We start from the raw sequence: 25,545 nt of genomic DNA, 5'->3' as shown, positions 1-25,545 counted from the left end.
TCGCAAAATTTCAGATGATGGATGGACAGCGGCCGGTCGCCGTCTATTGTCCCGGATGCGACAAAGAAACGAACAACCCCCATCATCACCATGACTGACCCTGTTAATAATCTTTCGAGGCGAACTTTTTTGCAAACCGGCCTTGGCGCCGGCGCGGTTGCGTGGGCGAGCATTGCGTTTGGCGCGAAAAGCGCGTCCGGAAAAAACGCGTTGCCCGGGGCGCTTGAGCGACAATCGGCCAGCACGCAGTTTCTGGAAAACGAGGTCGATGTCCTGGTTGTCGGCGGCGGCACGGCGGGGCATGTCGCGGCCATTCAGGCGGCGCGCGCCGGGGCGAAGACCTTGCTTGTCGAACGCTCGTCCATGCTTGGCGGAACCATGACGCTCGGCGGCGTGGCCTGGCCGGGCATCTTTCACGCATGGGGCAGGCAGATCATCGGAGGGTTTGGCTGGGAGCTTGTCAAAAAGGCGGCCGAGTTTGACGGCGATCCCATTCCGGATTTCACGGTGCCCTACGAGGGTCGCAAACACTGGCAGCACCAGATCAGGATCAATCAACATTTATACGCGCTTCTCGCGGAGGAGGCGGTGCTGGGCGCGGGCGCGGAGCTTTGTTATTACGAGTTTCCCGCGGGCATACGCGCGGAGCCGGACGGCTGGGTTGTCGCCACCGCCGGGCCGGGAGTCTGCCGCACGATTCGCGCGCGCCAGCTCGTCGACGCCACCGGCGGCGCCGACATTGCGGGCATGGCCGGGTTGGCGCGGCTCCGTGAAAATGAAACCCAGCCGGGCTCGATTTTATACAAGGCGGGGAGCGGCTTCATTCCTGGGCGCGACAAAACCCGCGCGATTTATGTTCATGGCGCGGACTCCTCGTCGGCGCTCACGCGAACGCGCGACAACCAGCGGGCGCGGAGTTCCGTTTTGAAACGCCTGCGCGCGATCAGGGAAAAGACGCCGGAGAAGGCAAAGCTCACGCATTTGATGCCGGAGGTGTCCATCCGCGAAAGCTGGAGAATCGACGCGGAATACAACGTGACCGTCGATGACTACCGCTCCGGGCGAAAATTCCCCGACGCGGTGTGCAATGCGTTTTACCCGGTTGACCTGCACACAAAAACCGGCGTGCGTCCCGAGCAGCTAGGAGAGGGAACCGTGCCGACGATTCCGCGGCGCGCGTTGATACCGAAGGGCGGGAAAAACATTCTCGTCGCGGGTCGCTCGGTCGGCAGTGACCGGCTGGCCAACTCCGGCTTCCGCGTCCAGGCCCCGTGCATGGCGATGGGGCAGGCCGCCGGCGCAATCGCGGCGCTGGCCGCGAGGAAAAAATGCCAGCCGCTCGACGTTCCCTTCGGGGAGGTTCGCGCGTTGCTCGAACAGCACGGCGCGATTGTTCCCTGAGTCGCGCTCAGGCGAGGTGGCCGTAGAGCGAGCTCACCGTGGCGCGCTCGATGCGGAGCGGCACGAGCTGCCCGACGCGGTGCGGCTGCGTGTCGAATATCGCGACGCGGTTGCCGCGCGTGCGGCCGGTGAAGTGGAGACCGGTCTTGTCGCGCCCCTCGACGAGCACCTCCTGCACGGTGCCGACAAGCGACTCGTTTCGGCGGAGGGAATTGCGGTGCAGGATGTCGAGCAGGATTTGGTTGCGATGCTCCTTCACCTCGTCGGGAACCTGGCCGGCGAGCGCGGCGGCGGGCGTGCCCGTGCGTATCGAATATTTGAATACATAGGCCATGTCATAATTGCATGCCTCGAAGAGCTCGCGCGTTTGCTCGAAATCCTCGTCCGTTTCGCCGGGGAAGCCGACGATCACGTCGGTCGAAAAATAAATATCGGGGTTCGCCGCGCGCAGTGAATCGACGATTTCCTTGTAGCGCGCGGGTGAGTAAGGCCGGTTCATCGCCTTGAGGATGCGCTCGCTGCCCGATTGCATGGGCAGGTGCACTTGCTCGCAAAGTTTCGGCATGCGGCCCGGCGCGAAGGCGTCGACCAGGTCCTGCTTGAACCCGCGCGGATGCGGCGAGGTGAAGCGGATGCGCTCGATGCCGTCGACGGCGTGCACGCGCTCGAGCAGTTGCACGAAGGGCGAAATGCCGCCGGTGTGCGTGTAATCGCGGCGCCCGTAGCTCGTCACAATCTGGCCGAGCAGGGTGATCTCGCGCACGCCGCGCTCCGCAAGCCGCCGGCATTCCTCCACGATGTCTTCCATCGGGCGCGAGCGTTCGTCGCCGCGCGTTTTTGGCACGATGCAAAACGCGCAATCCATGTTGCAGCCCTGCTGGATCGAGACGAACGCGCTCACTTGTTTTTCGCCGGCATCATCCGGGTCGAACACGCGGTGATCCTTGATCGTGTTCTGGGAGCCGGCCTCCTCGGCAATGTCCACGATGGTTTCGCCGACGGGCAGGCCCGCCTCGCGCGCGGCGCGGATGTTGTCGAGATAACCGGGCACCTGGTGAAATTTTTGCGTGCCGATGACCAGGTCGACGTCGGGCAGTTTGTCGAGCAGCGCGGCGCCGCGGTTCTGCGCCATGCAGCCGAGGATGCCGAGGACGAAGTCGGGGGTGCGGCGCTTGCGGCCCCGCATGTAGGACGCCTTGCCGATGGCTTTCTGCTCGGCGGCGTCGCGCACGCTGCACGTGTTTAGCAGCATGATGTCGCACTCGTCCTCGCTCCGCACGATGCGGTAGCCCCGGGCGCGCAACATCGCCGCGACCGCCTCGCTGTCGCGCTCGTTCATCTGGCATCCGTATGTCTTGATGTAAACCCGGTTCATCTTTTTTGCGCGCTGTTATGCGCGAATTGAGGGTGAATGAACAGACGCAAGGGGCCGCGTTCGTCAAACGGGAAAGCGCGTTTATTTGCGCGTTCGCCCCGCCATTTTGCCGCCGCATTAATCCACGCTTTGTGTTTTTCCAATCGTTGCGCAGCCTTGCGTCGGCTGGTTTTTCGGGCGTGACTCTCCGCTTTGCCAGCACTTCATATCACACACTTTCGCATGTCACAGCCCTCGAGCAGCCTGAACCTTCTTCGCACCCGCCGTTTTTTGCCGCTTTTTGTCGTGCAATTTTTCGGGGCGTTTAACGACAATTTTTTCAAGAACGCCTTTGCCATTCTCGCCACGTTTCAGTTCGCGGTGACGCACGGCTGGAACGTCGCCGTGGTCACCCAGGTCATCGCGGTGTTGTTCGCGCTGCCGTATTTTTTGTTCTCGGCGTTCGCGGGGCAGTTGTCGGACAAGCTTGAGAAGTCGCGGTTGGTGCGCATCAACAAGCTGTGCGAAATCGTGATCGTGGCCTTCGGCTCGGCGGCGCTGATCATGGGCGTGGCGTGGATGCTGTTCGCGACGATTTTTTTTCTGGCGGTGCAATCGACCTTTTTCGGGCCGCTCAAATACAGTTTGCTGCCGCATCATCTGCGGGAGAGCGAGCTGGTGGGTGGCAACGCGATTTTTGAGGCGGCCACGTATGTCGCCATCATCGGCGGGACGCTGCTCGGCGGCGTGCTGATCATGGTGAAGGGCGGCGCGTATATCGTGAGCGCCGGGCTGGTCGCGTGCGCGCTGGTCGGCTGGGGGGCGAGCCATTTCATTCCACAGGCTCCCTCGGAGACGCCCGGCCTGAAAATCGACCGCAACATTTTCACGTCCACGCGCGACCTGCTGGTTTTCACGTCGCGGCGGCGGCGTATTTTCTTGGCGATCCTGGGCATCTCGTGGTTCTGGCTCATCGGCGCGTTCTGGATCAACCTCACGCTGCCGTTTGTGAAGACGCAGTTGCACTCGGACAACCACACGGTGACGGCGATGCTGATTATCTTCGCCGTGGGCGTGGGCGCGGGGTCGATGTTTTGCAACCGCCTGCTCGGCGGAAAACCGTCCGCGACCTACGTGCCGCTGGCGGGGCTGGCGATCTCGGTTTTCATGGTGCACGCGGCGCTGCTGACCGCGGGCATCGGCGACCGGTATGAGACGGAGACGTTCACGTTTTTCTCGTTCACGGGCCTTTGGCTTTGCGTGGATTTGCTCGGCGTGGCGGTGTGCGGCGGCATTTTCAGCGTGCCGCTCTACGCGCTCATGCAGCTCTGGTCGCCGCCCGCGTATCGCTCGCGGATCATCGCGGCGAACAATGTCATCAACGCGTTTTTCATGGCGGTCGTCGCGATTGTGTGCGGGGTGCTTTTCAAGCTCGGCGCGAGCGCGTCGCTGCTGATTCTGTTGCTCGCAATCGTCAACGCCGTGATCGCGATCTACATCATCGCGTTGGTGCCGGAGGCGGTGCTGCACACGTTTTTGCGCTGGCTGCTCAAGGCGTGCTTCAAGGTCGAGGTGCGCGGGCTGGAGCATTTCGACGAGGCGGGCAAGCGGCGCGTGATCATCGCCAACCACACGTCGTTTCTCGACTCGGTGCTGCTGACGGCGTTCCTGCCGGTGCGGCCGACGTTTGCGATCAGCCCGGACTGGGCCGCGAAGTGGTGGCTGAAACCGTTTTTGCGACTGGTGAATGTTTACCCGGTCGATCCGACCAAGCCGATGGCGATCAAGGCGCTCACGGCGCTCGCGCGCACGGGCGTGCCGATCGCGATTTTCCCCGAGGGGCGGCTCACCGTGACGGGCGGAATCATGAAGGTCTACGAGGGGCCGGGATTGATCGCGGACAAGGCCAACGCGGACTTGATCCCCGTGCAGATCGACGGCGCGGTGCACACGATCTTCTCGCGCATGAGCGGAAAATTCCGCCGCCGCTGGTTCCCGAAAATCACCATCAGCATTTTGCCGCCGCGCAAATTTCACCCGCCCGAGGGGCTTCACGGACGCGACGGACGCGCGCACATGGCGCGCGAGCTCTACGACATCCTCGTGCAGATCAACGTGGCGACGGCGGACTGCGGGCGCACGCTCTTCCGCAGCGTGATCGAGGCGGCGCTGCGCCACGGGCACAAGGTGCCGATTCTCGACGACACGAATTTCAGGCCGATCAGCTACCGGAAGCTGCTCGCGGCGAGTTTGTTTCTCGGCCGGAAAATGTGCGTCGGCACGAAGGCGGGCGATCCGATCGGCCTGTTGATCGCGACCAGCTCCGCGGCGGTGTGCGCGTTTTTCGGCGTGCAGTCGATGGGGCGCGTGTGCGCGATGCTCAACTACTCGGCGGGACCGGCGAGCATCAAGGCGGCGTGCGAGTGCGCGCGGATTCGCGTGGTGTGGACCGCGCGCAAATTCATTGAGGTTGGAAAACTGCAGCACCTGGTTGACGCGATGCTCGAGTGCGGCGTCGAGGTGCGCTACCTCGAGGACGCGGCGAAGCGCAATTTCGGCGACTACTTGCGACTGCCGTTTTACCTGCGCGCCGCGCGCTGGGTGGCCACGAGCCGCGAGCGCCGCGCGGCGGAGGAATTGTTTGCGCGCAATCATTCGGGAAATGTTTACCAGACCGGCAGAACCACGCCGCCGATGCCGGTGCCGCCCGTCACATCAAACGACACTGCAAACGCCCCCGCGTTGAGCGGCGCGGCGGCGCGACGCCAGCGGCTCTACGACATGCTCGCGAACGCGCGTTCGCGGTTGGTGAAGACGATCGAGCGGTTTGCGCGCTACGACGAATCCGTGCTCGCGGACAAGCCCGCCGTCATCCTGTTCACCTCGGGCTCGTCGGGCACGCCGAAGGGCGTCGTGCTTTCGCATCGCAACCTGATTTCGAATTACCAGCAGTTGCTCGCCGGCGTGGACATCACGAGTTCCGACCGCTTTTTCAGCGCCCTGCCGATCTTTCACGCGTTCGGGCTGACGGGCGGCGTGGTCGCGCCGATCCTGAACGGAACGCCCACGTTCATGTATCCGACGCCGCTGCACTACGGCATCATTCCGGAAATGATCTACCAGACAAACGCGACGCTCATTTTCGGCACGAACACATTTCTTGCCGGCTACGCGCGCCGCGCGCATCCCTACGACCTGTTCTCCGTGCGCTACATCGTGAGCGGCGCGGAAAAGCTGAAGACCGAGGTGCGGCAGTTTTACTCAGAGCAATTTGGCGCGCGCATATTCGAGGCCTACGGCTCGACCGAGGCGTCGCCCGGCATTTGCCTGAACACGCCCATGTATAACCGCCCCGGCTCCGTGGGCATGTTCCTGCCCGGCCTGGAATGGCGGCTCGATCCCGTGCCCGGCATCGAGCATGGCGGACGCCTCTGGGTGCGCGGCCCGAACGTGATGCTTGGTTATCTGCTCGTGGAAAATCCCGGCGTGCTCGTGCCGCCGCCCGGCGGCTGGTATGACACGGGCGACATCGTGGACGTGGACGACGAAGGTTACGTCACGATCATCGGCCGCGCGAAACGCTTTGCAAAAATCGCCGGCGAAATGGTGTCGCTCGCGGCGGTCGAGGAGCTCGCCTCGGCGACCTGGCCGGAGGCGCTGCACGCGGCGATCTCGCGCAACCATCCGCAAAAAGGCGAGGAGATCGTGCTCGTGACGGACCAGAAAAACCCGCAACGCTCCGAGCTTCTCGCCAAGGCGAAGGAAAAGGGGCTGGACGAGCTGCAAGTGCCGCGCGTGCTGATCGAGCGCGCCGTGCCCGTGCTCGGCTCCGGCAAACCGGACTACCTGACGCTGGAAAAAGAACTGCGCGAACCGGCGGAGGCGAATGCCGCGCAATAAACCGCCAAACCGCCTTTCCGTGTAAAAAAAATAAATCGAAAAAGCTCGTCACGTCACCGTCGAATTGGCCGCATCTTGAAAACATCCCCGTTCATGAAAAAACCTCATACTTCCCCCCGCAGTCGCATGCTCCGCTTTCAGATTATGGCACTGGTTGCTGTCGTGATTTGTTTCAACGCCGCGACCGCCTTTGCATTGGAAACGGGGCCGGGCGAATACCGGCACGAGGACCGCGAAACCGGCAAGACGCTCACCGTGTGGTATTACAAGCCGGCGGATTTCAACGCGCGGACTCCGGTCGTGATCATCATGCACGGGATGGGGCGCAACGGTAAAAGTTATCGCGATTCGTGGATACGCCACGCGCAGGCAAAAAACTTCATGCTTCTGGCACCCGAGTTTTCCAAGAAGGACTTCCCCGGCAGCGAGGCCTATAATCTCGGCAACTACATGCTGCCCGACAAGCGGGTCAGCCCGAAGTCGAAGTGGAGCTACACAATCATTGAAAGAATCTTTGATGATTTCAAAACCCGCCGCGAAAAAACCGATGTCCGGAAATACTACCTCTATGGGCACAGTGCCGGCGCGCAATTTGTCCATCGCCTGCTGCTGCTGCTGCCCGAGGCCCGCGTGCAGCTCGCCGTCAGCGCCAATGCCGGTTTCTACACCATGCCTGATTTCACGAAGGAGTGGCCCTACGGCATCAAGGACACGAACCTTCCCAAGGATTCGCTTCGCCAATACCTGGCTGTGCCGATGGTGGTTCTGCTCGGCGAGAAGGACAACGATCCCAACCATTCCAGCCTTCCGCGCGCCCCCCAGGCCTACGAGCAGGGCGACAACCGTTTCGCGCGAGGAAACTACTTTTTCGACTTCTGCCAAAACGCCGCGAAAAAAAGCGACGCTCCCTTTAATTGGAAGAGGCAAACCGTCCCCGGTGCCGGTCACAGCAACAAGCTGATGTCCGTTGCCGCCGTGGAGATATTTGCCGCCGACATGGCCCGCGACAAAGCCGCCCCGGCAAAGACGAAATAGCGCATCCTCGCTATATTTTGTCGCATTTTGAGGTAGGGCGAACCCTCCGGGTAAGCCGCGACATTCTCGGCTCACCCGGAGGGTTCGCCCTACCCAAAGGCATTTTCATGAGACAATTAAAACCGGGAAAACTCCGGGGTCTGTCCGAATGAACTTTGGACTTTCACGGGTGGGGCGCGCTCGCCGAGCGCGCCGGGAATGACGGGAGCCGGCGCTCAAAGCGCGTCCACTTGCACGAGCACGCAGGTGGCGTTGTCTCGGCCGCCGCGTTCGTTGGCGGTGTCGATGAGGCGGGCGAGGATGTCGGCGGGTGCGTCGTCCTTTGTCAGCATGACGGCGAGCTCAAGTTCGTTGATGGCCTTGTCGATGCCGTCGCTGCAGAAAAAATAGCGGTCGTTTGCCTGGAGGGGAAGCTGGAGCGTGTCGACTTCCGGATATCCTTGCTGGCCTATGCAACGGGTGAGCGATTTTCGCTGCGCCTCGTTGTAACCCGCGTATCCGGCGGCGGCGCGGCGGCGCGCGTCGTTTTCGACGGTGTGATCCATCGTGAGCGGGGTGAGCTTGCCGTCGCGTATCCGGTAGCAGCGGGAATCGCCGACGTGCGCGAGGCAGAATTGGTTTTCGCGCAAAACCGCGTAGGTGAGCGTGGTGCCCATGCCGATCGGGCTGATTTTCGCGGCCAGCGAACAAACCGCCTGGTTAATGCGGCGAGTGGCGGGCACGAGGTCGGGGATGGCTCCGTCGGGCATGGCGGTGATTTCCTTGCGCAGGGTGGTGACGGCTATCTGGGCGGCCTCCGCGCCGCCGGGCAATCCGCCAATGCCATCCGCCACGCCGTAGAGATGCAGCGCGTCGTCGCAAACGAAGCGGTCTTCGTTTGCGCGGCGGACTTTTCCAATGTCAGTGGCTGCTGCGCTACGGATCTGCATATGTAGGTAATGTGCAAAAAACTGTGAGGGTATTCCGCGGCAAATAAAAGATGATTTTTCTTTTTGTTGTTTGTGCGGATGAAGGCGCATGTTTTTCGAGCTCCGCCCGACTCCGCAAGATTCGTCCCGGATCGGTTTATGCCGGGGAATGCGAATGGGTGACAATCACTCAAACGGAAGAAATGCGTCGTCGCGGTTTTCGCGCGTCATGCGCGTGACGCGGCGCCGGGGCAGGCATTCGAGAAAGAGGCGTCCGTAGGTTTTGGCGTGGAGGCGCGAGTCGAGCAGGGTGACGACACCGCGGTCGGCGGCGGTGCGGATGAGGCGGCCCACTCCCTGGCGAAATTTTATTAGCGCGTCGGGCAGCGTGAGTTCGTTGAAGGGGTTGCCGCCGCGGTTGCGGATCCATTCGGCGCGCGCCTCGAGCACGGGGTGCGTGGGCACCTCGAAGGGCAGGCGCGTGATGACGACTTGCGAGAGCGCGGGGCCGGGCACGTCGATGCCCGTCCAGAACGAGTCGGTGCCAAAGAGGATGGCGTTGCCCGCCTCGCGCATGAGGCGAGCGAGCTCGGTGCGCGAGCGTCCGTCGCCTTGCATGAGAAAGGGGCGCGCGTGGTCGGTGAAATCGCGCGCGAGCGCCTGCGCGGCGGCGCGCATGTCGGCGTAGCTGGTGAAGAGCACGAGCGAGCCGCCGGGGACGCGCAGCGTGCAGTGGCGCAGGTAGTCGATGAGCGCGTCGAGCGCGAGGCGCGCGTCCTTGGGCGAGGGAAGCGGGATGTCGGTCGCGGCGAAGACGCGCATGTGGCGCTCGAAGTCGAAGGGCGATTTTTCGACGGCCCAGCGCACGCCGGTCGCGCCGATGCGTTGCTGGAAGGGCTCGATGGCGCCGCCCATGGCGAGCGTGGCGCTGGTGAAGAGCACGGAGGTGTTGCGCTCGAGGAGCGTTTCGCGGAGCGCGGGGGCGATGTCGATGGGGGCGTTGCGGAGGGTGACGATGGTGTGGCGGCGGCCCGTGCGCTCGACCCAGTAAACGGATTCGTCGTCGGAGAGTTTCAGGAAGTCGCGCAGCGTGGAGAGGCAGGTGTTGAGCTTGCGGTATTGCTCCAAAAGCTCCTCGCGGGCGCGACCGGCCTCGCCGTTGTCGTCGAATTTGTCGGCGTAAGTGCGCACGGCCTTGATGAGCGCCTGGAGGGGCGGGTTGAGCCAAGGCTCGGCGATGCCTGGCTCGCGCACGCGGACGATGGCGCGCTGGGCGAGGACGCGCTCGGCGATGTGCGAGAAAAACTGGTGCGCGGCCTCGATGGCGTCGCTGACGAGCTGGAGGGTTTCGAGCGGGGCGCGGAGTTTGACGAGGAGGCCGCGTTTGTTTTTCGGGTTGTAGAGGTATTTGAGCATGCGGTCCACGCCGTAGCTGGAGAGGCGCATGCCGAAGTGGTCGGTGGCGACGCCGGGCACGGTGTGCGCCTCGTCGAGCACGACAAAGTCGTCGGGAAAAAGGATGCCGCGCGTCGCGCCGCCCTTTTCGCGCGCGCCGCCGGCGTTGATGAGGGCGAAGAGGAGCGCGTGGTTGACGATGATGAGATTGGCCTTGGCGATGCGGGCGCGGGCGCGCTGGTAGAAGCATTTTTCGCAATCGCAATATTTGCGCGCGCAGGCGGACGAGTCGGCGTTGACCATTTCCCAGACGTCGGGCGAGGGCGGCGGGTTGAGTTCGTGGCGGAGTCCGTCGCGTGAGGTGTCGGCCCATTCGGCGATGCGCCGGAGTTCGTCGTGCTCGGGCGTGGAGAAGAGCTCGTGCTTGTCCTTGAGCGCGGCGGCGAGTCGCGTGGTGCACAGGTAGTTGGATTTGCCGACGAGGACGGCGCTTTTGAAATCGGCGTATTTTTTGAGCTCCGGGCGCGAGGAAAAGATGCCGCGGCAGTGAGGGATGTCCTTTTTCTCAAGCTGTTCCTGAAGCGCGATGGTGTGCGTGGAGACGACGAGCTGGCGCGACTGGTCGACGGCGTGGATGATGCCGGGCAGGAGGTAGGCGAGCGATTTGCCGACGCCGGTGCCGGCCTCGAAGAGGAGCGGTTCGTCGTCCCGCATGGCCGCGGCGACGGCGCGCGCCATGGTTTCCTGCTGCGGACGGTGCTCGAGGTCGTGCCCGGACTGGAGCCAGCCGCCCTCGGCGAAGATGCGCGCGGCCAGCCGCGGCGCGTGCGAAGGCGGCGGCTCTGGCGGCGGAGGCATGTCCTCCGGCGAGTGCGGGTTGGAAAGTCCGATCATGTTGGCGGAGTGAAGTGAAAACAGTGAGTGCGCGGATGCGCGCGGCGCGAGCCTTTGTTTTCCTCGGTTAGCCGCCGGCACACCTTTGTGTTTTCAGGCGAGCTGGGTTTGGAGGGCGCTCTTTCCACGGCGCATGGGGAGGCAATGCCCGCGTGCACAGTATTTCGAGCAGTGTATCGTTAAGAATGACAAAATTGTGACTTCATAATGAACAACAAGCGGGTTCCAATGTGCTGGCGGAGAGTTGGAGGAGTCGCTCATTGGCGTGGCTGGTGAAGGCAAAGCGTGCGCATGGTTATGCGGAGTGCCGCAACCTATTTTTTCCACGGGCGCGACGGGATGCAGCGGGGAAATGCGCGAGAAATGTTTGCCGCATGGAAGGCTTGCTCCGGGAAGGCGAGGCGGGAAATATGTTTTGCATGAACACGCCCCCGCCCTTGTTCCCCGAGCAAAGTAAAACAGATGACGGCCATTTGCGGGCTTTGGTGATCTGCCACTATGTGAACGCCGGGCTGGGCCTCCTTTGGCTCGGCTTCATCGGCATGCATTACGCGTTTATGCGGATGTTTTTTTCGAATCCTGAAATGTGGACAAACGCGCAGGGCGGGAGCGCGCCGCCGGAGGGCTTTTTTGATATCTTCAAATGGTTTTATGTAATTGGCGCGGCGCTTGTGGTGGTGTCGATGGTGCTCAATTTGCTTTCGGCGGGCTGTATCAAGGCGCGACGGAACCGCGTGTTTTCCCTGGTGGTGTCCGGGCTTAATTGCCTGAACATGCCGATAGGAACACTGCTCGGCGTCTTCACCATCGTCGTGCTTTCGCGACGGTCGGTGATGGAAGTTTATAATTTGAGGTAGAATTAAGCCAAACCCGTTTAAATAATATGAAACTATTGAAATGGTTGTGTTTGTTTTTGTTTATTGCCTGCCATGCGGAAGCCGAGGCTCCAGTCAAGTCGTGGACGCATGTCCCGGAAGACAAGTATGATTATCCTTGGAGGGTGCTGCTTTTGCCCAATGGAAAAATTGAGAGTCAGACACTTTTTGACGGAATTCGAAGATCCGACATATACAAGGCTCGCATCAATAAAAAATATATTAAATTCAAAACAAACAGCGGTATTGTTGTAAAGTTGTCGAAAAAAGAAGGGGAATTGGTTTTTCAAAATAAACTGGCGGGAAAGGAGTATGTTTTTCGTCCATCCGCCGAATGGGATTGTCGATTTGACAAGGCTCTCCCCATACCGAAAACCGAAACTGAAGCCATAAGCACACTGCGAAAGATCATGAGTTCCGATGAAATCGAACAGATTAGATCAATGAAGAAAGATGATCTAATCCGTTTACATTTTGGGTGGGGCATGTGGATTCGCAATGCGTTCGGGTTTTTAGGGGGGAGAAAATCAGCATTGCTTAAAGATTTAGGCGGAGGACATCCCGATCATGCAAGTGGGAAGCTTCTTTTGGCATTTTGGGAAGATTTGCAGAAGGACAAGAAAACGGATTCGGCTGCGCCGGTGGATTCAGAAACAAACACGAACAAACGCAGTGACAAGGATGGCTAGTCAAATCGTTGCCAATATTTCCGTTCGATTTCAAATTTGAGGCGGAAGCGGTTGGCTAATGGTAAATATTGAAAAAACAAGTTGCGCCATTTTAACAAATTTTCAAATTTACACGCATGTTTATTATCCTTGGCAGCGATGGTGTTGAGTATGGGCCGGTGGACGCGGCCACGGTTAAGGCGTGGCTGAACGAGGGGCGCGCGGTTTTGCAGACGAAGGCGCGGAGGGCGGATTCGCCCGAGTGGCAAACGCTGGCGGCCTTTCCGGAATTCGCGGAGAATGAGGCGCCGCCACCGCTGCCCGAGTCGGCCAGAAAAACCCCGGTCACAATCGACGCCGAGGCGTATGCGGCGGATTTGATCGCGCGCGCAAAGCCGCTCGACGTCATCGGCTGCATTTCGCGCGGGTGGGCGTTTTATAAATCGGATTTCGGACCCATTCTTGGCGTGACGCTGCTGACGTTGCTGCTGATGAACGCGGTGCCGTTTGGCGCGTTGATCGCCACGGGGTTGGGCATGGCGGGAATTTATTATTATTACTTGGGAAAAATGCGCGGGCAGCAAAGACGGCTTTCCGATGTGTTTGTGGGTTTTTCGCGCATGACCGCGCCGCTGATCGTGGGCAATCTGGCGATTTTTGGGATCGTGCTCGCGTGCATGCTGCCGATTTATGTTTTTGTTGTGATCGGGGCGGTTCTGCAATCCCCGGTGGGTTTGGTGATGGCGGTGGTCGGCGGATTGGCGGGCATGGCCGTGGTGCTTTACATTTCGGTGGTGCTCAACTTTGTGTTTCCGCTGATCATCGACAAAAATCTCGACTGGAGGGATGCGATGAAGGTGAGCAGGCGTGTTATTGGCGCGCAGTTCTGGCGGTTTTTGCTGCTGATGGTTTTGGCGGGGTTGATTTCATGCCTTGGGTTGCTGTTGTTCCTAGTCGGTGTGTATCTGCTGGTGCCCCTGACCATTGCCTCGTATGCGCAGGCGTATGAGGATTTGTGCAATCCGAAGGATTGAGGTTGCGCGCCGGGGGGCGGCATCGCGGCGATCCGCATTCCAGTTAATAATTGCGTTGCGCGCGCGCGGTTGCATGGTTCGCCGGTCCCAAGCATGGCATCCAGGGCACAGTCGTATCTTTCGGAGGCACGCGGCACGTTGCTGCTCGCGGTGCCGATCATTGCCGGGCAGGTGGGGCAGATCGCGATGGGGATCACGGACAGCTACATGATCAGTCTCATCGGGGACAAGGTGTCGTTCGCGGCCTCGGCGTTTGCGGGCAATATTTTCAACATGTTCTACATCGCGGCGATCGGGCTGCTGGCGTCGGTGCCGGTGCTGGTGGCGCGCGCGCACGGCGAGAACAATGCGCGCGAGTGCGGCGAGCTGCTGCGGCACGGGCTGTTGATGGCGGTTGTGTTTTGCGCGATCGAGATGGCGGGGTTGTTTGTGTTGAGTTACCGGTTGCATTTGTTCGACCAGCCCGCGGCGGTCGTGGCGGCGGCGGGGGCGTATTTCCGCATCGTGGCGGTGTCGCTCGCGCCAGTGATGATTTTTCAGGTGTTGCGCCAGTATTCCGAGGCGATGGGGCGGCCCTGGGAGCCGATGTTTATTTTGATCGCATGCGTGTTTTTGAACGTGGCGCTGAACTGGGTGCTGATTTACGGCAACTTGGGCGCGCCGAGGCTGGGGCTTGTGGGCGCGGGTTGGGCGACGTTGATTTCGCGCGTGGCGGCGGCGTCCGCATTGTTCTGGTGGTTGAGGCGCGCGGCGGCGGCGGGCGACGCGGATGATGCCGCGCGCGAGGCGTGGCCGGCGCGCTGGTTTTTTGCGACGAAGGGCTCGCGGGTCATGGCGATGCTGCGCATCGGCGTGCCGACTTCGGGGCAGTTGCTGTTTGAGAGTGTCGCCTTTGCGGCGGCGGCGGTGATGATGGGCTGGTTCAACAGCGTCGATCCGATCGCGGCGCACCAGATCGCGATGAATTGCGCGGCGTTCACGTTCATGTTTGTGCTGGGGCTGGCGACGGCGGCGTCGATCCGGGTGGGGCAGTGCGCGGGCGCGGGCGAGCGCGAGCGTGTGCGCACGGTGGGGTTTGGCGCGATGGCGATGTGCGTGCTCTGGATGGCGTTCACGGCCCTGGTGATTTCGCTGGGACGGTGGACGATCGCGGGTTGGTTCAAACAGGACGCGGCGGTGACCGCGCTGGCGGCGCAGCTTTTGCTGGTGGCGGCGGTGTTCCAGATTTTCGACGGCGTGCAAGTCGTGGGCGCGGGCATGCTGCGCGGGCTGACCGATGTGAAGGTGCCGACGGTGGTCACATTTGTCGCCTATTGGGTGGTCGCGTTGCCGCTGGGGTATTTTTACGGGGTGCGCGGCGACGGCGGGCCGGTGGGAGTTTGGATTGCACTGGCGCTGGCGCTGGCGGTTGCCGCGGTGACGCTTTCGCTGAGATTCGCGCGGCTGACGCGAACGGGGCACGGGCGCGGTTTTGACGGTTCCGTCCGCGACGATGTCCGGGCTTAATCCGTGCAATTGGTGTAAATCAGCCGGGCCAAGCCCTTGGTAGCCTTGTTTTTTTAGAATGATGAGGTTTTTATGGGAAACGAGGGCGGTTTTCAGATGAGTGAATCAATCGTGAGCGTTTCCCGCTCCCTCCATTGTTCCTTTCGGGTGCATTTTTGAAATAGTGTGCCCATCTGAAATTATTATGTAATTAACGCCATTTATTGCAAGTTCGTAACAATCTATCAATCAGCTGATTGCTTGACTTGTTTGCAGATTTCCCCAATTGGTTTTGCTCCCCAATAAAACCCCAGACCCACAGGCAGTTCGCAGAATTCACTCTGTCCCGATGGGATTAACGTAAATAAAGCATAAAAATAACCCATAATCAGTCCTCAAAACAATGAACACTAAACATAGTCGCACCACCACCCTCTGTTGCCTTGGTAATTGTTCAATTAAATCCCTCGCCACGGCCGCCGCCGTGTTTGCCGCGGGATTCTTTTCACCGCTCACGGCTGCGATACAATATGATGATGATGAGTATCGCTCGGATCCGGTCTCGACCGGCGTCGCGGGCAATGTCGAGGAGCTGCGCGTGAACAACGGTTATGCGGCGCAGGGCGGCGTCATCAGCGGCGCGGGCGGCGTGCTCAAAACCGGGGCGGGCGATCTCTGGCTGGCCGCGGAAAACACGTTCACCGGCGGACTGACGGTCAGCGGGGGCGTTATTTCATTTGACGAGGGGTATTCGCGCGCCGACGCCGCGCTTGGCGCCGCGGGCGGCTCAATCACGCTTGATGGAGGCATGCTTTACTCGAGCAACCAGATCACGCTTGACCCGGCGCGTCTGGTGTCACTTGGCGCAAACGGCGGCGCGCTGGCCGGCCGCATCGTCATTGAGCAGGCCTTCGCCGGTGCGGGACCGCTGTCCATCGAGTCCTACGGGGGGGCGTCCGATATCACCCTTGGCGGACTGCAAAACCACACCGGCGCGACCACGGTTAACAATTCCGCGCTTTATATCACGGGCACATTGGTCAATTCGGGCGGAATCACCCTGGACGCCGAGGCCTATCTGCAAGTCGGCGACTATGGTTCGGACGCGGCGCAATTGAATGGTTTGGTGAACGCCTCCGATGGCAGCGTCTTCTTTTTTGGCGAGTCGCGTTTCAACGGAACGATCAATCTCGGCTCCGACGGTTCGTCATCCTTGTGCACGCTGAGCTTTTGGGAGAATAGTTCCGCCGGAAGCTCCGCCATTAACATTAATCCCAACGGGAGCCTTCAATTTTGGGACAATGCCCAGCCCGGTTCGGCCACCATCAGAAACGACGGCGGAGCGATCGAGTTTTATTATTTCGACATGCCTGTTTCCGCGGCCTCGGTGAGCATCAGCAACAATGCCACCCCGTCCAGTCCTGGATACCTCTGCATCCAAACGATCGGCGGCGTGGGCGACACCTTCGCGATCGGACACCTTGCCGGCAGCGGCAACGTCTATCTCGGCGATTCCACCCTCGTGCTCGGCGGGCTTGACAACCGCGACATGCTCATCAGCGGCACCATCTCGTATGGCGATTCCTACGGATACGGAGGCGTGCTCGGCGGCCTTCAAAAAATCGGCGGCGCCACGCTCACGCTGGGCGCGGCCAACGCCTATTACGGCGCCACCTCCCTGATTGCGGGCAAAATTGTTCTCAATACGGCCGATGCCATTTCGTATAGCGCGCTCGTGACGCTTGCGGCGAACTCCACGCTCGCGATTAATGCCGACAACACCCTCTGGAACCTCACCGCCGACTCCGCGTCCGCCACGCTCGAACTCAACAACGGCGCCACGGCCACGCTCGTCAACGGCATCACCGAAAACATCGACACCTATTACGGCGGCACCAACGTCACCATTTCCAACGGCACCACCGCTTTCGCGGGCGGCATTACGGGCGACGGCTCAATCACCAAGACCGGCGACGGCACGCTTCTGCTCTCCGGCGTCAACACCTACACCGGCAGCACCACGATCGAGGAGGGCGAGCTCGTCATCGCCTCCGACGCCGCCCTTGGCGCGGCTGGCGGCGCGCTTTCCTTTGCGGGCGATCTCATCGCGCCCACGCTTGTCCTCACGGGCGATGTTGACGCGCCGGGCCGCGCGCTTTCCGTCGCCGCGCTCACCGATTCCTCCGTGCCCGCGGGCAGCATCGCCGCCAGCATCAACACCGCCGGCCACACGCTCGCCATCGGGCGGGGGCTTTCCGGCGACGGCAATCTCCAGGTCGCCGGCGGCGGCGAGGTTTCGATTGCCGGCCCCCTTGCGCATGCCGCGACAACCGAAATCACCGGCGCGACCACGCTCGCTCTCGCCGGCGCGGGAAGCGCGGGCAGGGTTGTTCTTGGCGACGGCGTTCTCGCCCCCAGCGGCGCCCAAACCATCGCCAGCCTCGAATGGCAGTCCGGCGGCACGCTCAAAATCGACATTGACCGCGGAGACCGCCTCAACGTGACCGGCGCTGTCGAGCGCGCCGGCGCCAGCCGGCTCAATGTCGTCCCTGTGAAAAGCGGCGCGTGGACACAAAACGAAACCCACGTCATCGCCACCTTCGGTAGCACCTCGCTCGCAAACGCCGATTTCGCCACCCTCGCGCTCGGTGATGGAATCACGGGCCGGATCATTGTCGATGGCAACACGCTCAAGCTCACCACCGCCTCCGATGTCGAGCCGGAACCGTCGACCAACCCCTACACGGCTTGGATAAACGGTTTCAATCTCCCCGTCGCCGATCGCGCGCCCACGGCCGATCCCGATGGCGACGGCATTCCGAATCTTCTCGAGTTCATCCTCATGCTCGATCCGACCAAGGTTGATTGCCATGGCATCGTCGCGACCACGGTCATCGTTGGCCAAAGCAAATATCCCGCGGTTGGCTACGTGCGCCGCCGCGCCCTTGGCGATGTCCGGTCGGCCGTGCGCATTTACAGCAATCTCAAGCAGGCTGCCGATCTTAATCCCGTCGAGGTCTCCGTCACCGCTCGCGACGCGCTGAGCGACTACGTCATCATCCGCTCCGCCTCGCCCCTCACGCAACGCGCCAGCCAGTTCTTCCGCATCGAGGCCACCGCGCCATCCTCGCTCAGGGGCACGGTCACGCGCTCCATTCCCATCTCGATGCTCTCCGACCCCGTCGGCGCGATGTATCGCGGTTTTTCATACGGCAGAACCGCCACGGTCGCGTTCCCGCTGCTCGACGATGTCTGGGCCGGCATCGTTTCCGCCGGTTCCAGCAAAACGATTACCTTCAACGAAACGCTTCCCGCGCTCGAGCGCGGCGCCAGTTACTACCTCGAGGTCGTCACCGGGCCGCGTGCCGGCGACCGTTATGATATCGCGGATGTCTCGGGCAAACTCGCGAAGCTCGACCTCACCGCGGCCTCGTGCAGCAGCGTAAAAAACGCGCTCCCCGCGGATATTGCCGGCGCCCGCTGCATCCTCCGCGAGCACATGACGCTCGCCAAGCTCGGACAGCTCCTGGAAGCCGGCAAAAAGGACGGCGCCGGCATTGCGGCGCCCGCTCGCAAATGTGTTTGCAAGAAAACATACAAACACCGCGGCAAATACAACATCCGCACCCTGCTCCACAAACGGCTCTGCCACGGACATTGCCATCATGGCGGCCCCGGCGGCGACCAGCCCCAGTCAGCCTTTGGTTACAGCCATGTGGAAATCTATCATGGCCCGCAGGTGGGCTGGGTTTGTTATTATCCCGATAGCACGGGCGCGGTTTGGACCCTGCAAAAGAATCCTGGAAGAACTGTCGCCAACAAGGCCGGCACGATCATCGCCCCCGGCACGGCGGTCAAAATTGTCGCGCGCGCGCGCGGTCTCAGCCTTGTGCAGACGGGCTCCGTCCGCACGAACCCGTTTCACCTGCCGCTCGCCAGGGGCCTGCAACTGTTCTCGACCGGCTTCCCCTGCGCGATGAGCTCGGACGAGCTCGCGATGACGAGGGAAAACGGCTGGACGGGCGCGCCGATTTCGTTGCTCGCGGACGAAGTTTACGCGCTAAACTCCAAGACCACGCCGAGCTACATCCACTATCTTGATAGCAAGGGAGTTTGGAGAACCCTGCTGGGCCAGAAAGCATCCATTGTCATCGGTCCCGACGACCACATTAAGGTCAAGCGCATGAGGGCCGACGCGGACTATGCAATCCTGCCCCCGTTCTGATTATATATTAACAAACGAAATAAAAAGGGCGCCCGGCCAGTTTGCCGGGCGCCCTTTTCGCAGGCAGAGTGTCCTCGATAAAACGTGTCCGCGAAAGTGCGACGCGACGGACTGCGCTTCGAGCGGAGCCGGCTCCGCTCGGATGTCAAAACAGGTCGCGCCCACATTTGACATTTCCCTAGAGTTTCAGCGCCGCGCGCAACCGCTCCGCCAGCTTGCGCGCGTTCGGGCGCACTTGCTCGGTGCGCGGGTTCCAGGCGAGCACGAGGTCGCGTTTTAGTTTTCCCAATTCCGGCGCGTTCGCCTCGACAAAACTGCCGCGCTCCATGTCGCGCAACGCGATCGCCGGCAGCACCGCCGCGAACCCGCCCGAGCGCACCGCCGCGAGCGTTTGCGGGAAACTCTGGCATACCAGCGCCGGCTTCATTTCCACGCCCACTTTGGCGGCGACTTCGCGCAGGCGCTGCGTGAATTGTCCGTCCGCCATTTGCGCCGCGAGGGGCAGCGCGCCGCCGAGCACGTCGACCAGGCCGATCTTCTGTTTCGCCGCGCGCGCGGGGCCGCCGAACAACGCCGCCGGCACCACGCCCGCGTAGGCGAGCGTGCCGAGTGACGCGGACTTCAGGCCGTCGGTCAGCGCATCCTTGCGGATCACTCCGAAATCCACGCGGCCGTCGCAAAGCTGCTGCACGATTTCGTTTGTGCGCAGGTTCACCGTCACGAATCGCGCCTTGTCGCCAAACTCCGACACCAGCGCGCCGAGCTTCGGAATCACAAACCAGTGGATGAGGCTGTCGCCCGCCGCGATTGTGTAATCGATGCTTTCCTCGCGGCACTCCGAACGAAAATCCTCCAACGCGCGCAACTGCGCCCGCGCCAGTTCCGCGAGTCGCGCGCCCCGCGCGCTGAGCTTGAGCAGCTTGCCCCGCCGCCTCGCGACTTCGCAGCCGAAGAACTCGGATATCTCGCGCAACTGGCGGCTGTATTGGCTCTGGCGAATCAAGTCGCCGGGGGCGGCCTGCGCGATGCTCCCCGCGTCGTGCACCTCGACAAGCACGCGCAACCGGTCGAGCGAAAGACCCCGTTCTGCGAACAATTTTTCAAACATGATTATCCAGTCATATATTATGCGGCAACTCTTGTGGAAGGAAAATATTCTTCGTGTATTATCCGTCATCGTAGCGCGGACTGCCAAGTCTGCCCGACCTCAATTTTTCAAAACCAACCACATTTCAAAACCGCGTCATCCGACGCCATCCGCCATGAAACACACACGACTCAACAGCCAACTCGCCACCCGCCTTGCGGGACAGTATCGGTCGTGCATCGGCATATGCGGGGAGACTGGCAGGCGAGATTTCAGGAGCTTGCGCGGCGAACAGGGTCCCAAGTCCGAAACAATGAATTTCGTCCATAATATAAACACACAAGGAAGCGGTGCCTAGACGCACCCGGAACACACGTAGTGATTCCAACAGCGAGCCCGCTTCCAAATCCGGAAGCGGGTTTTTTGTTTCGCGCCAAAGTGGGCGGCAAAACGAAAGCCATGCGATGCTCCCGGAACCCGCCGGGAACCCCGTGCCCGTTTGTCAATTTTCATATTCCACAGGAGGCTTCACAGCTGAGCCCAGGTCAATCAGCCAACGCCCGCGCAAAAATCCCGCGGTCGTCCAAACCGCGAGCATCTAAACAATGCGCGCGAGAGGGACGCGGGTGTGTGTTCTTTTTTGTGAAAATAATAAATGAACCGTGCGCGGTGCGTCCGATATGGTGACGTCAAATGGCCGGGCCAGCCGCGCACGGATCATTTTTCAGATCACGCCTTGTCGTCTAACAAGCAAAGGATGCCGGTCTTTCAATCCGGTGATGCGGGTGCGATTCCCGTCGGGGCGGCCAACCGGAGCTGTGGTGTTTAACGGATAGCACAGCGGGCTTTTAACCCGCAAGGTGCGGGTGCGAATCCCGCCGACTCCACCAATTTTTTAATCTTTCACCTGCGGTCATTGAGGGCGGCAAGAGCGGAGAAGTCTTCCGCCGCCGAGCGACCTGAGCCGCAGTCTAATTTTTCTCAGGCAGGGCGAAGCCTCCGGCTGAGCCGAAACGATTCGCATGCCGTAACATTCCCGGCTCAGCCGGAGGCTTCGCCCTACCCGCATATAAACAATATTACATTGAACCAATATTATTCAGCTACGATGCCAATCGAATACAACCCCAACGGGGTTTTATAACTTAGCCCGGGGTTGCTGTAGCAACGCGAAAGCTACCCTGGGTTAATATAGAAACAATAAGCACGACCCTGCAAGGGTCGCACAATCGAAATTTCACGATGCTTTGCGCAACCCTTGCGGGGTTGTGTATTAAAAACTTTGATGCCCGGGGTGGGCTCCTGCGCCGGCAACCCTGGCTGATGTATAAAACTCCGTTGGGGTTTATCTCCGTTTTTCCAATTGCCCGAAACTTGCCCAAGGCTCTTTAGATTTATCATTATAGTTTTTCAATTTTCCGGACAGTGAGGTTTGGAGTTACTTCGTAGCTCAATGGTAGAGCAATCAAATCCTAATTGATGTGTTGCGGGTTCAATCCCCGCCGGACTCGCAAGAGTTCACCACTCCAGCCGCCGTTCTTCCGGAATCCTTTTTTCGGGCAGTGAAGGTGAAGATACTTCAACGCGAGGCCAGATGTTCCCGGGCCGAGGGATTGATGAGGCGGCGTGTAATGCGCCGGCTTTTGCGCGTAGTGCTAAAATCGAAACCGAGCGGTGTGTGACGCGGCAGGGCTCCTAAACCAAGCCCTGCTATGCAACATGTCAGCGCACTCCGTCAGGGAGCGCCTCTTCGCCGATTATTCTCCCGAAATCCTTTTGTGCGGGCAATCCCCGCACGGTGTTGCATCCACTTTCGAGGGCAGTGAGGGCGCGGTTACTTCCCGTCACGAAATCCAACCGCGCTCGTGAATCCTCCCTCGATCTTGGCGGCACCGTTTTCCACTTTTCCTTTGAGGGTGGTGAACGCGCAGTTGCTTCGGAAAAGCGCCCATGCGTCGCCGTTTTAATCGGCAAATTCCGCGCATCCCATTCTCCCTCATTTCTTGTTTTTCAATTTTTTGCAGGCAGTAAGTTTGCGGTTACTTCTTAACCGAAAAGTCGGCGGTTCAAATCCGCCAGCGCGAAAGCGCTTGGCCCAGTGGTAGGGCATTCGGACGCCGCGAGGCATCTCCGCGAACGCCGTTCTCCTGCAATGTGACATTACCACACGCAACCCGGCGCACCGGGCAAACCAAACAACCAGGAAAGGAGGCCGAACATTATGGCCAAATTCAGCAAAATCCTGTCCGCCGCGCGCAAAACTTTCATCCGCGCGCCGGACACCGTCAACCATGCCGGCGGCGCCGCCTACGCGCAGACCGCCAAACTCGAACTCGTTTCGACGATCATCACTTCGTTCCTTCAGGACGAGTTTTATCGCACCGAGCACCAGGCCGTGGCGCGCATCCGCGAACTCATCGCGACGCTCGCCGCGACCGATCCGCTCTTTGTCGCGAAAGCCGCGCTCTACGCGCGCCATCAACACGGCATGCGCTCCGTCAGCCATCTCCTGGCCGGCGAGATCGCCAAGCTCGTGAAAGGCGCCTCGTGGAGCAAAAACTTCCACGACAAAATCGTGCGCCGTCCCGACGACGCGATCGAAATCCTCGGCTACTATCTCGCCGCCCACGGACGTCCGCTGCCCAACTCCCTCAAAAAGGGACTCGGTGCCGCGCTCGCCCGTTTCGAAGAGTATCAGCTCGCGAAATACCGCCGCGACCACGCCGCGTTCAAGCTCGTCGACGCCGTCAACCTCGTGCGTCCGCCCGCCACGCCCGCGATCAACGCGCTCGTGCGCGGACGGCTCGCTCCCGCGGCAACTTGGGAGACGCGCCTCACGCAGGCCGGCGCCGCCGCGGCCGCGGAGAGTCCCGACAACGCCGAAGCCCTCGCCGCCGCGAAAGCGGAAGCCTGGGCCGCGCTCGTTCGCGAGCGCAAACTCGGCTACCTCGCGCTTCTCCGCAACGCGCGCAACATCCTCGAGCACGCGCCCGACACCGTCGGCGAACTCTGCGAGCAACTCGCGGACGCAGCCGCCGTGCGCCGCTCGCTCGTGTATCCGTTCCAGTTCCTGAACGCGATCGACGCGCTCAGGAAAGGCAACCTCGCCGGCACCGGCCGCGTGATGGACGCGCTCAACCAAGCCGTCGATCACTCGCTCGCCAACGTCCCGCGCTTCGAGGGCGCGACCCTCGTCGCGCTCGACTGCTCGGGCTCGATGGCCGGACGCCCGCAGACCATCGGCGCGCTCTTCGCGGCCGTGTTGGTCAAGGCGAGCGGCGCCGACCTGATGCTCTTCAGCAACGACGCGCAGTATCACGCGCTCAACCGCCGCGATACCACGCTCACCGCCGCGAAAAGCATCCCCTTCGCCGCCGGCGGCACGAACTTCAACGCGATCTTCCAGTGCGCCAACCGCGCCTACGACCGCGTGATCGTGCTCTCCGACATGCAAGGCTGGATCGGCGGCGGCGCGCCCCTCGCGGCGCTCGCCGACTACGAGCGCGCGCACAACGCCGCGCCGCGCATCTTCAGCTTCGACCTGAACGGCCACGGCACGCTCCAGTTCCCGCAGGAGCGCGTCTATTGCCTGGCGGGCTGGAGCGACCGCGTGTTCGAGATCATGCAAAAACTCGACCGCGACCCGCGCGCCCTCGTGCGCGAAGTCGAGGCGGTCGAGCTTGGCTGACGGACAACAATTCACGCGTTGCATGAGCGCGTGACACACGGGCTTCCGCCCGTGGGTTTGGAAAAATGAAAAACAGCAACAGCGACATTTCACCGCGGAGCGATTTGCCCCGCGAGGTTTGCGCGGCATGGCAGCAACTTTTTGCCATGAGAGTTGGAGCGCACGGACGATTCACCCGTGCCGCGCCGCGCAAACTTTTCCAACCCACGGGCGAAGCACCCGTTTTCTTTTCATTTATTCGTTTTTCGTAGCGCGGACTGCCAAGTCTGCTTTCTGGTGATTGGACATTTCCACCAAAAGGCAGACTTGGCAGTCCGCGCCACATAATCACCGCGACGCCAAATGCCACATGCCGCAAACCGCGCAGCGATACGCCACGCGCCGCCGCTCGACACCCGCCAGCAACGCGGCATCAAGCGCGTCGCCCTGTGATTTGTAGCGACGTTTGCGGGTGCACATCCTGTGCCGCAGTTCGCGAGACGGCTCGCGTGCCGGTTTCCTTGCCATGCGCGCGACACTATTTTTTCCGCCGCTCACCCCGCAAGCCGCTTCAACCATTTTTTCATCCAACAACCCTTCATCGTCCAAAAGCCAGGACACGGCCGTGCGAAGGCCGAAATCGAGGTGCAAGTCCTCGTGAAGGGACCACGTTTCGTAGGGGCGCACCTTGCGTGCGCCCTCGGGTTCGCCCGCTTTGTGCAAACGCACGCAAACAATCTCTCGCAAACGAGGGCGCGCGCCAGGCGCGCCCCCACAAAAAGAACACACACCGCCACACACACCACCGCTCACGACACATTATACATTCTTCATTCACCATTAACGCGCACCGCGCGCAAACACCATGACACCGCTCCTCGACAAACCGCTCGTTCTCTCGCTCAACCGCTCCTGGCAGGTTATCGGCCACCGCACGGTCAGGCAGGCGCTCGTCGCGCTCAACGGCGGAGATCCCTCCGCCGCCTCCGCGCTTCCGCCCGCGCTCGGCATCGACATCGCCTACGAGCAACACGCCGACGGCACTTGGGATTTTTCCCAGCCGCTCTACCTGAACCCGCTCGCGTGGGACGACTGGCTCGCGCTGCCGGTCCGCGACTTCGACCTCACCGTCAACACGCCGCGCCAGGCCGTCCGCGTGCCCACGGTCATGATAGCGACCAACTACGCGAAAATGCCCGTGCGCATGCCGCGCCTCACGCGCGAGGCGATCTACGAGCGCGACGGCGGCGTCTGCCAATACACCGGCGAATACGTCGGACGCGGCAACGGCAACCTCGACCACATCGTGCCCCGCTCGCGCGGCGGTCGCGACACGTTCGAAAACCTTGTCTGGGCCAAGCGCGAAATCAATTCGCTCAAGGCCGACCGCCTCCCGCACGAGGCGGGCCTGCGCCTCCTGCGTCGCCCGCAAACACCGCGCCCGCTGCCCGCCTCCGCGCTTGTCCGCGAGGCCCGTCACCCGGACTGGCGCCACTTCATCACCGCATCCGCGTAACAAAAACAATAGCCGCAAAAAGGCACAAGAAGCACAAAAAATACATCCCTCCCATCTTTGCGCCTTTTTGCGCCTCTTTGCGGCTATTCCAATTTTCAAAA

15 protein-coding genes and 3 tRNA genes are annotated in these 25,545 nt (G+C 61.3%); 13 read left to right on the top strand and 5 right to left on the bottom strand.

The features are described 5' to 3' along the window. Positions 1-90 precede the first annotated feature (90 nt). Positions 91-1,401: an FAD-dependent oxidoreductase gene (locus M2103_RS05015; RefSeq protein WP_277509141.1), complete on the top strand. Its 1,311-nt coding sequence runs from the start codon at positions 91-93 to the stop codon at positions 1,399-1,401. A 7-nt stretch (positions 1,402-1,408) separates the two neighbouring features. Here M2103_RS05015 and miaB read toward each other — a convergent pair whose 3' ends face one another. Continuing rightward, complete coding sequence (gene miaB / locus M2103_RS05010) at positions 1,409-2,776, bottom strand: tRNA (N6-isopentenyl adenosine(37)-C2)-methylthiotransferase MiaB (RefSeq protein ID WP_277509140.1); 1,368 nt, start codon at positions 2,774-2,776, stop codon at positions 1,409-1,411. Positions 2,777-2,998: 222 nt separating this feature from the next. On the opposite strand from miaB, the gene M2103_RS05005 reads away from it, so the two are divergent. Both M2103_RS05005 and M2103_RS05000 read left to right on the top strand, forming a co-directional pair. Beyond that, positions 2,999-6,655: an MFS transporter gene (locus M2103_RS05005; protein WP_277509139.1), complete on the top strand. Its 3,657-nt coding sequence runs from the start codon at positions 2,999-3,001 to the stop codon at positions 6,653-6,655. A gap of 144 nt (positions 6,656-6,799) precedes the next feature. Beyond that, the gene (locus M2103_RS05000; protein WP_277509137.1) at positions 6,800-7,690 is read left to right on the top strand and encodes a hypothetical protein; all 891 of its coding nucleotides are present in this window, start codon (positions 6,800-6,802) and stop codon (positions 7,688-7,690) included. A 215-nt stretch (positions 7,691-7,905) separates the two neighbouring features. On the opposite strand, the gene M2103_RS04995 is transcribed toward M2103_RS05000, so the two are convergent. Together M2103_RS04995 and M2103_RS04990 are read right to left on the bottom strand one after the other, a co-directional pair. Then, on the bottom strand, positions 7,906-8,619 hold the full coding sequence (locus M2103_RS04995) for a PP2C family serine/threonine-protein phosphatase (RefSeq protein WP_277509136.1): 714 nt from the start codon (positions 8,617-8,619) through the stop codon (positions 7,906-7,908). Positions 8,620-8,784: 165 nt separating this feature from the next. Next, entirely contained in the window at positions 8,785-10,887 is a 2,103-nt protein-coding gene (locus tag M2103_RS04990) for a helicase C-terminal domain-containing protein (protein WP_277509135.1), read from the bottom strand. 419 nt (positions 10,888-11,306) lie between these two features. On the opposite strand from M2103_RS04990, the gene M2103_RS04985 reads away from it, so the two are divergent. The 5 genes from M2103_RS04985 to M2103_RS04965 all read left to right on the top strand — a co-directional run bounded on the left by M2103_RS04985 (position 11,307) and on the right by M2103_RS04965 (position 19,174). Next, positions 11,307-11,744: a hypothetical protein gene (locus M2103_RS04985; RefSeq protein WP_277509134.1), complete on the top strand. Its 438-nt coding sequence runs from the start codon at positions 11,307-11,309 to the stop codon at positions 11,742-11,744. 26 nt (positions 11,745-11,770) lie between these two features. Next, on the top strand, positions 11,771-12,451 hold the full coding sequence (locus tag M2103_RS04980) for a DUF6794 domain-containing protein (protein ID WP_277509133.1): 681 nt from the start codon (positions 11,771-11,773) through the stop codon (positions 12,449-12,451). Between the two features lie 116 nt (positions 12,452-12,567). Further along, positions 12,568-13,464, top strand: a complete 897-nt coding sequence (locus tag M2103_RS04975) for a hypothetical protein (protein ID WP_277509132.1) — start codon at positions 12,568-12,570, stop codon at positions 13,462-13,464. 93 nt (positions 13,465-13,557) lie between these two features. Then, positions 13,558-14,970 carry an MATE family efflux transporter gene (locus M2103_RS04970; RefSeq protein WP_277509131.1) on the top strand — a complete coding sequence of 471 codons (1,413 nt, stop codon included), beginning with the start codon at positions 13,558-13,560 and terminating at the stop codon, positions 14,968-14,970. 382 nt (positions 14,971-15,352) lie between these two features. Then, on the top strand, positions 15,353-19,174 hold the full coding sequence (locus M2103_RS04965) for an autotransporter-associated beta strand repeat-containing protein (RefSeq protein ID WP_277509130.1): 3,822 nt from the start codon (positions 15,353-15,355) through the stop codon (positions 19,172-19,174). 178 nt (positions 19,175-19,352) lie between these two features. Here the strand turns inward: M2103_RS04965 and M2103_RS04960 are convergent, their stop codons facing one another. Continuing rightward, the gene (locus M2103_RS04960; RefSeq protein WP_277509129.1) at positions 19,353-20,282 is read right to left on the bottom strand and encodes a LysR family transcriptional regulator; all 930 of its coding nucleotides are present in this window, start codon (positions 20,280-20,282) and stop codon (positions 19,353-19,355) included. A gap of 711 nt (positions 20,283-20,993) precedes the next feature. Between M2103_RS04960 and M2103_RS04955 the strand changes: the two genes are divergently transcribed. The 4 genes from M2103_RS04955 (at position 20,994) to M2103_RS04940 (ending at position 23,949) form a co-directional block, all read left to right on the top strand. Continuing rightward, positions 20,994-21,070: transfer RNA gene (locus M2103_RS04955), tRNA-Glu, on the top strand. 3 nt (positions 21,071-21,073) lie between these two features. Beyond that, positions 21,074-21,151, top strand: a tRNA-Lys gene (locus M2103_RS04950). 545 nt (positions 21,152-21,696) lie between these two features. After that, a tRNA-Arg gene (locus tag M2103_RS04945) sits at positions 21,697-21,772 on the top strand. 710 nt (positions 21,773-22,482) lie between these two features. Next, positions 22,483-23,949 (top strand): TROVE domain-containing protein, encoded by a 1,467-nt coding sequence (locus M2103_RS04940; protein WP_277509128.1) that lies wholly within the window; start codon positions 22,483-22,485, stop codon positions 23,947-23,949. Between the two features lie 327 nt (positions 23,950-24,276). Here M2103_RS04940 and M2103_RS04935 read toward each other — a convergent pair whose 3' ends face one another. After that, positions 24,277-24,579 (bottom strand): hypothetical protein, encoded by a 303-nt coding sequence (locus tag M2103_RS04935; RefSeq protein WP_277509127.1) that lies wholly within the window; start codon positions 24,577-24,579, stop codon positions 24,277-24,279. Positions 24,580-24,793: 214 nt separating this feature from the next. Here M2103_RS04935 and M2103_RS04930 point away from each other — a divergent pair, with 214 nt between their 5' ends. Further along, positions 24,794-25,444: an HNH endonuclease gene (locus M2103_RS04930; protein ID WP_277509125.1), complete on the top strand. Its 651-nt coding sequence runs from the start codon at positions 24,794-24,796 to the stop codon at positions 25,442-25,444. The last annotated feature ends 101 nt before the right edge of the window (positions 25,445-25,545 follow it).

The organism is Ereboglobus sp. PH5-5 (assembly GCF_029504805.1).
GTDB lineage: Bacteria > Verrucomicrobiota > Verrucomicrobiia > Opitutales > Opitutaceae > Ereboglobus.
The sequence above is the reverse complement of the archived record's forward strand: the minus strand, read 5'-3'. Positions and strand labels throughout refer to the sequence as shown.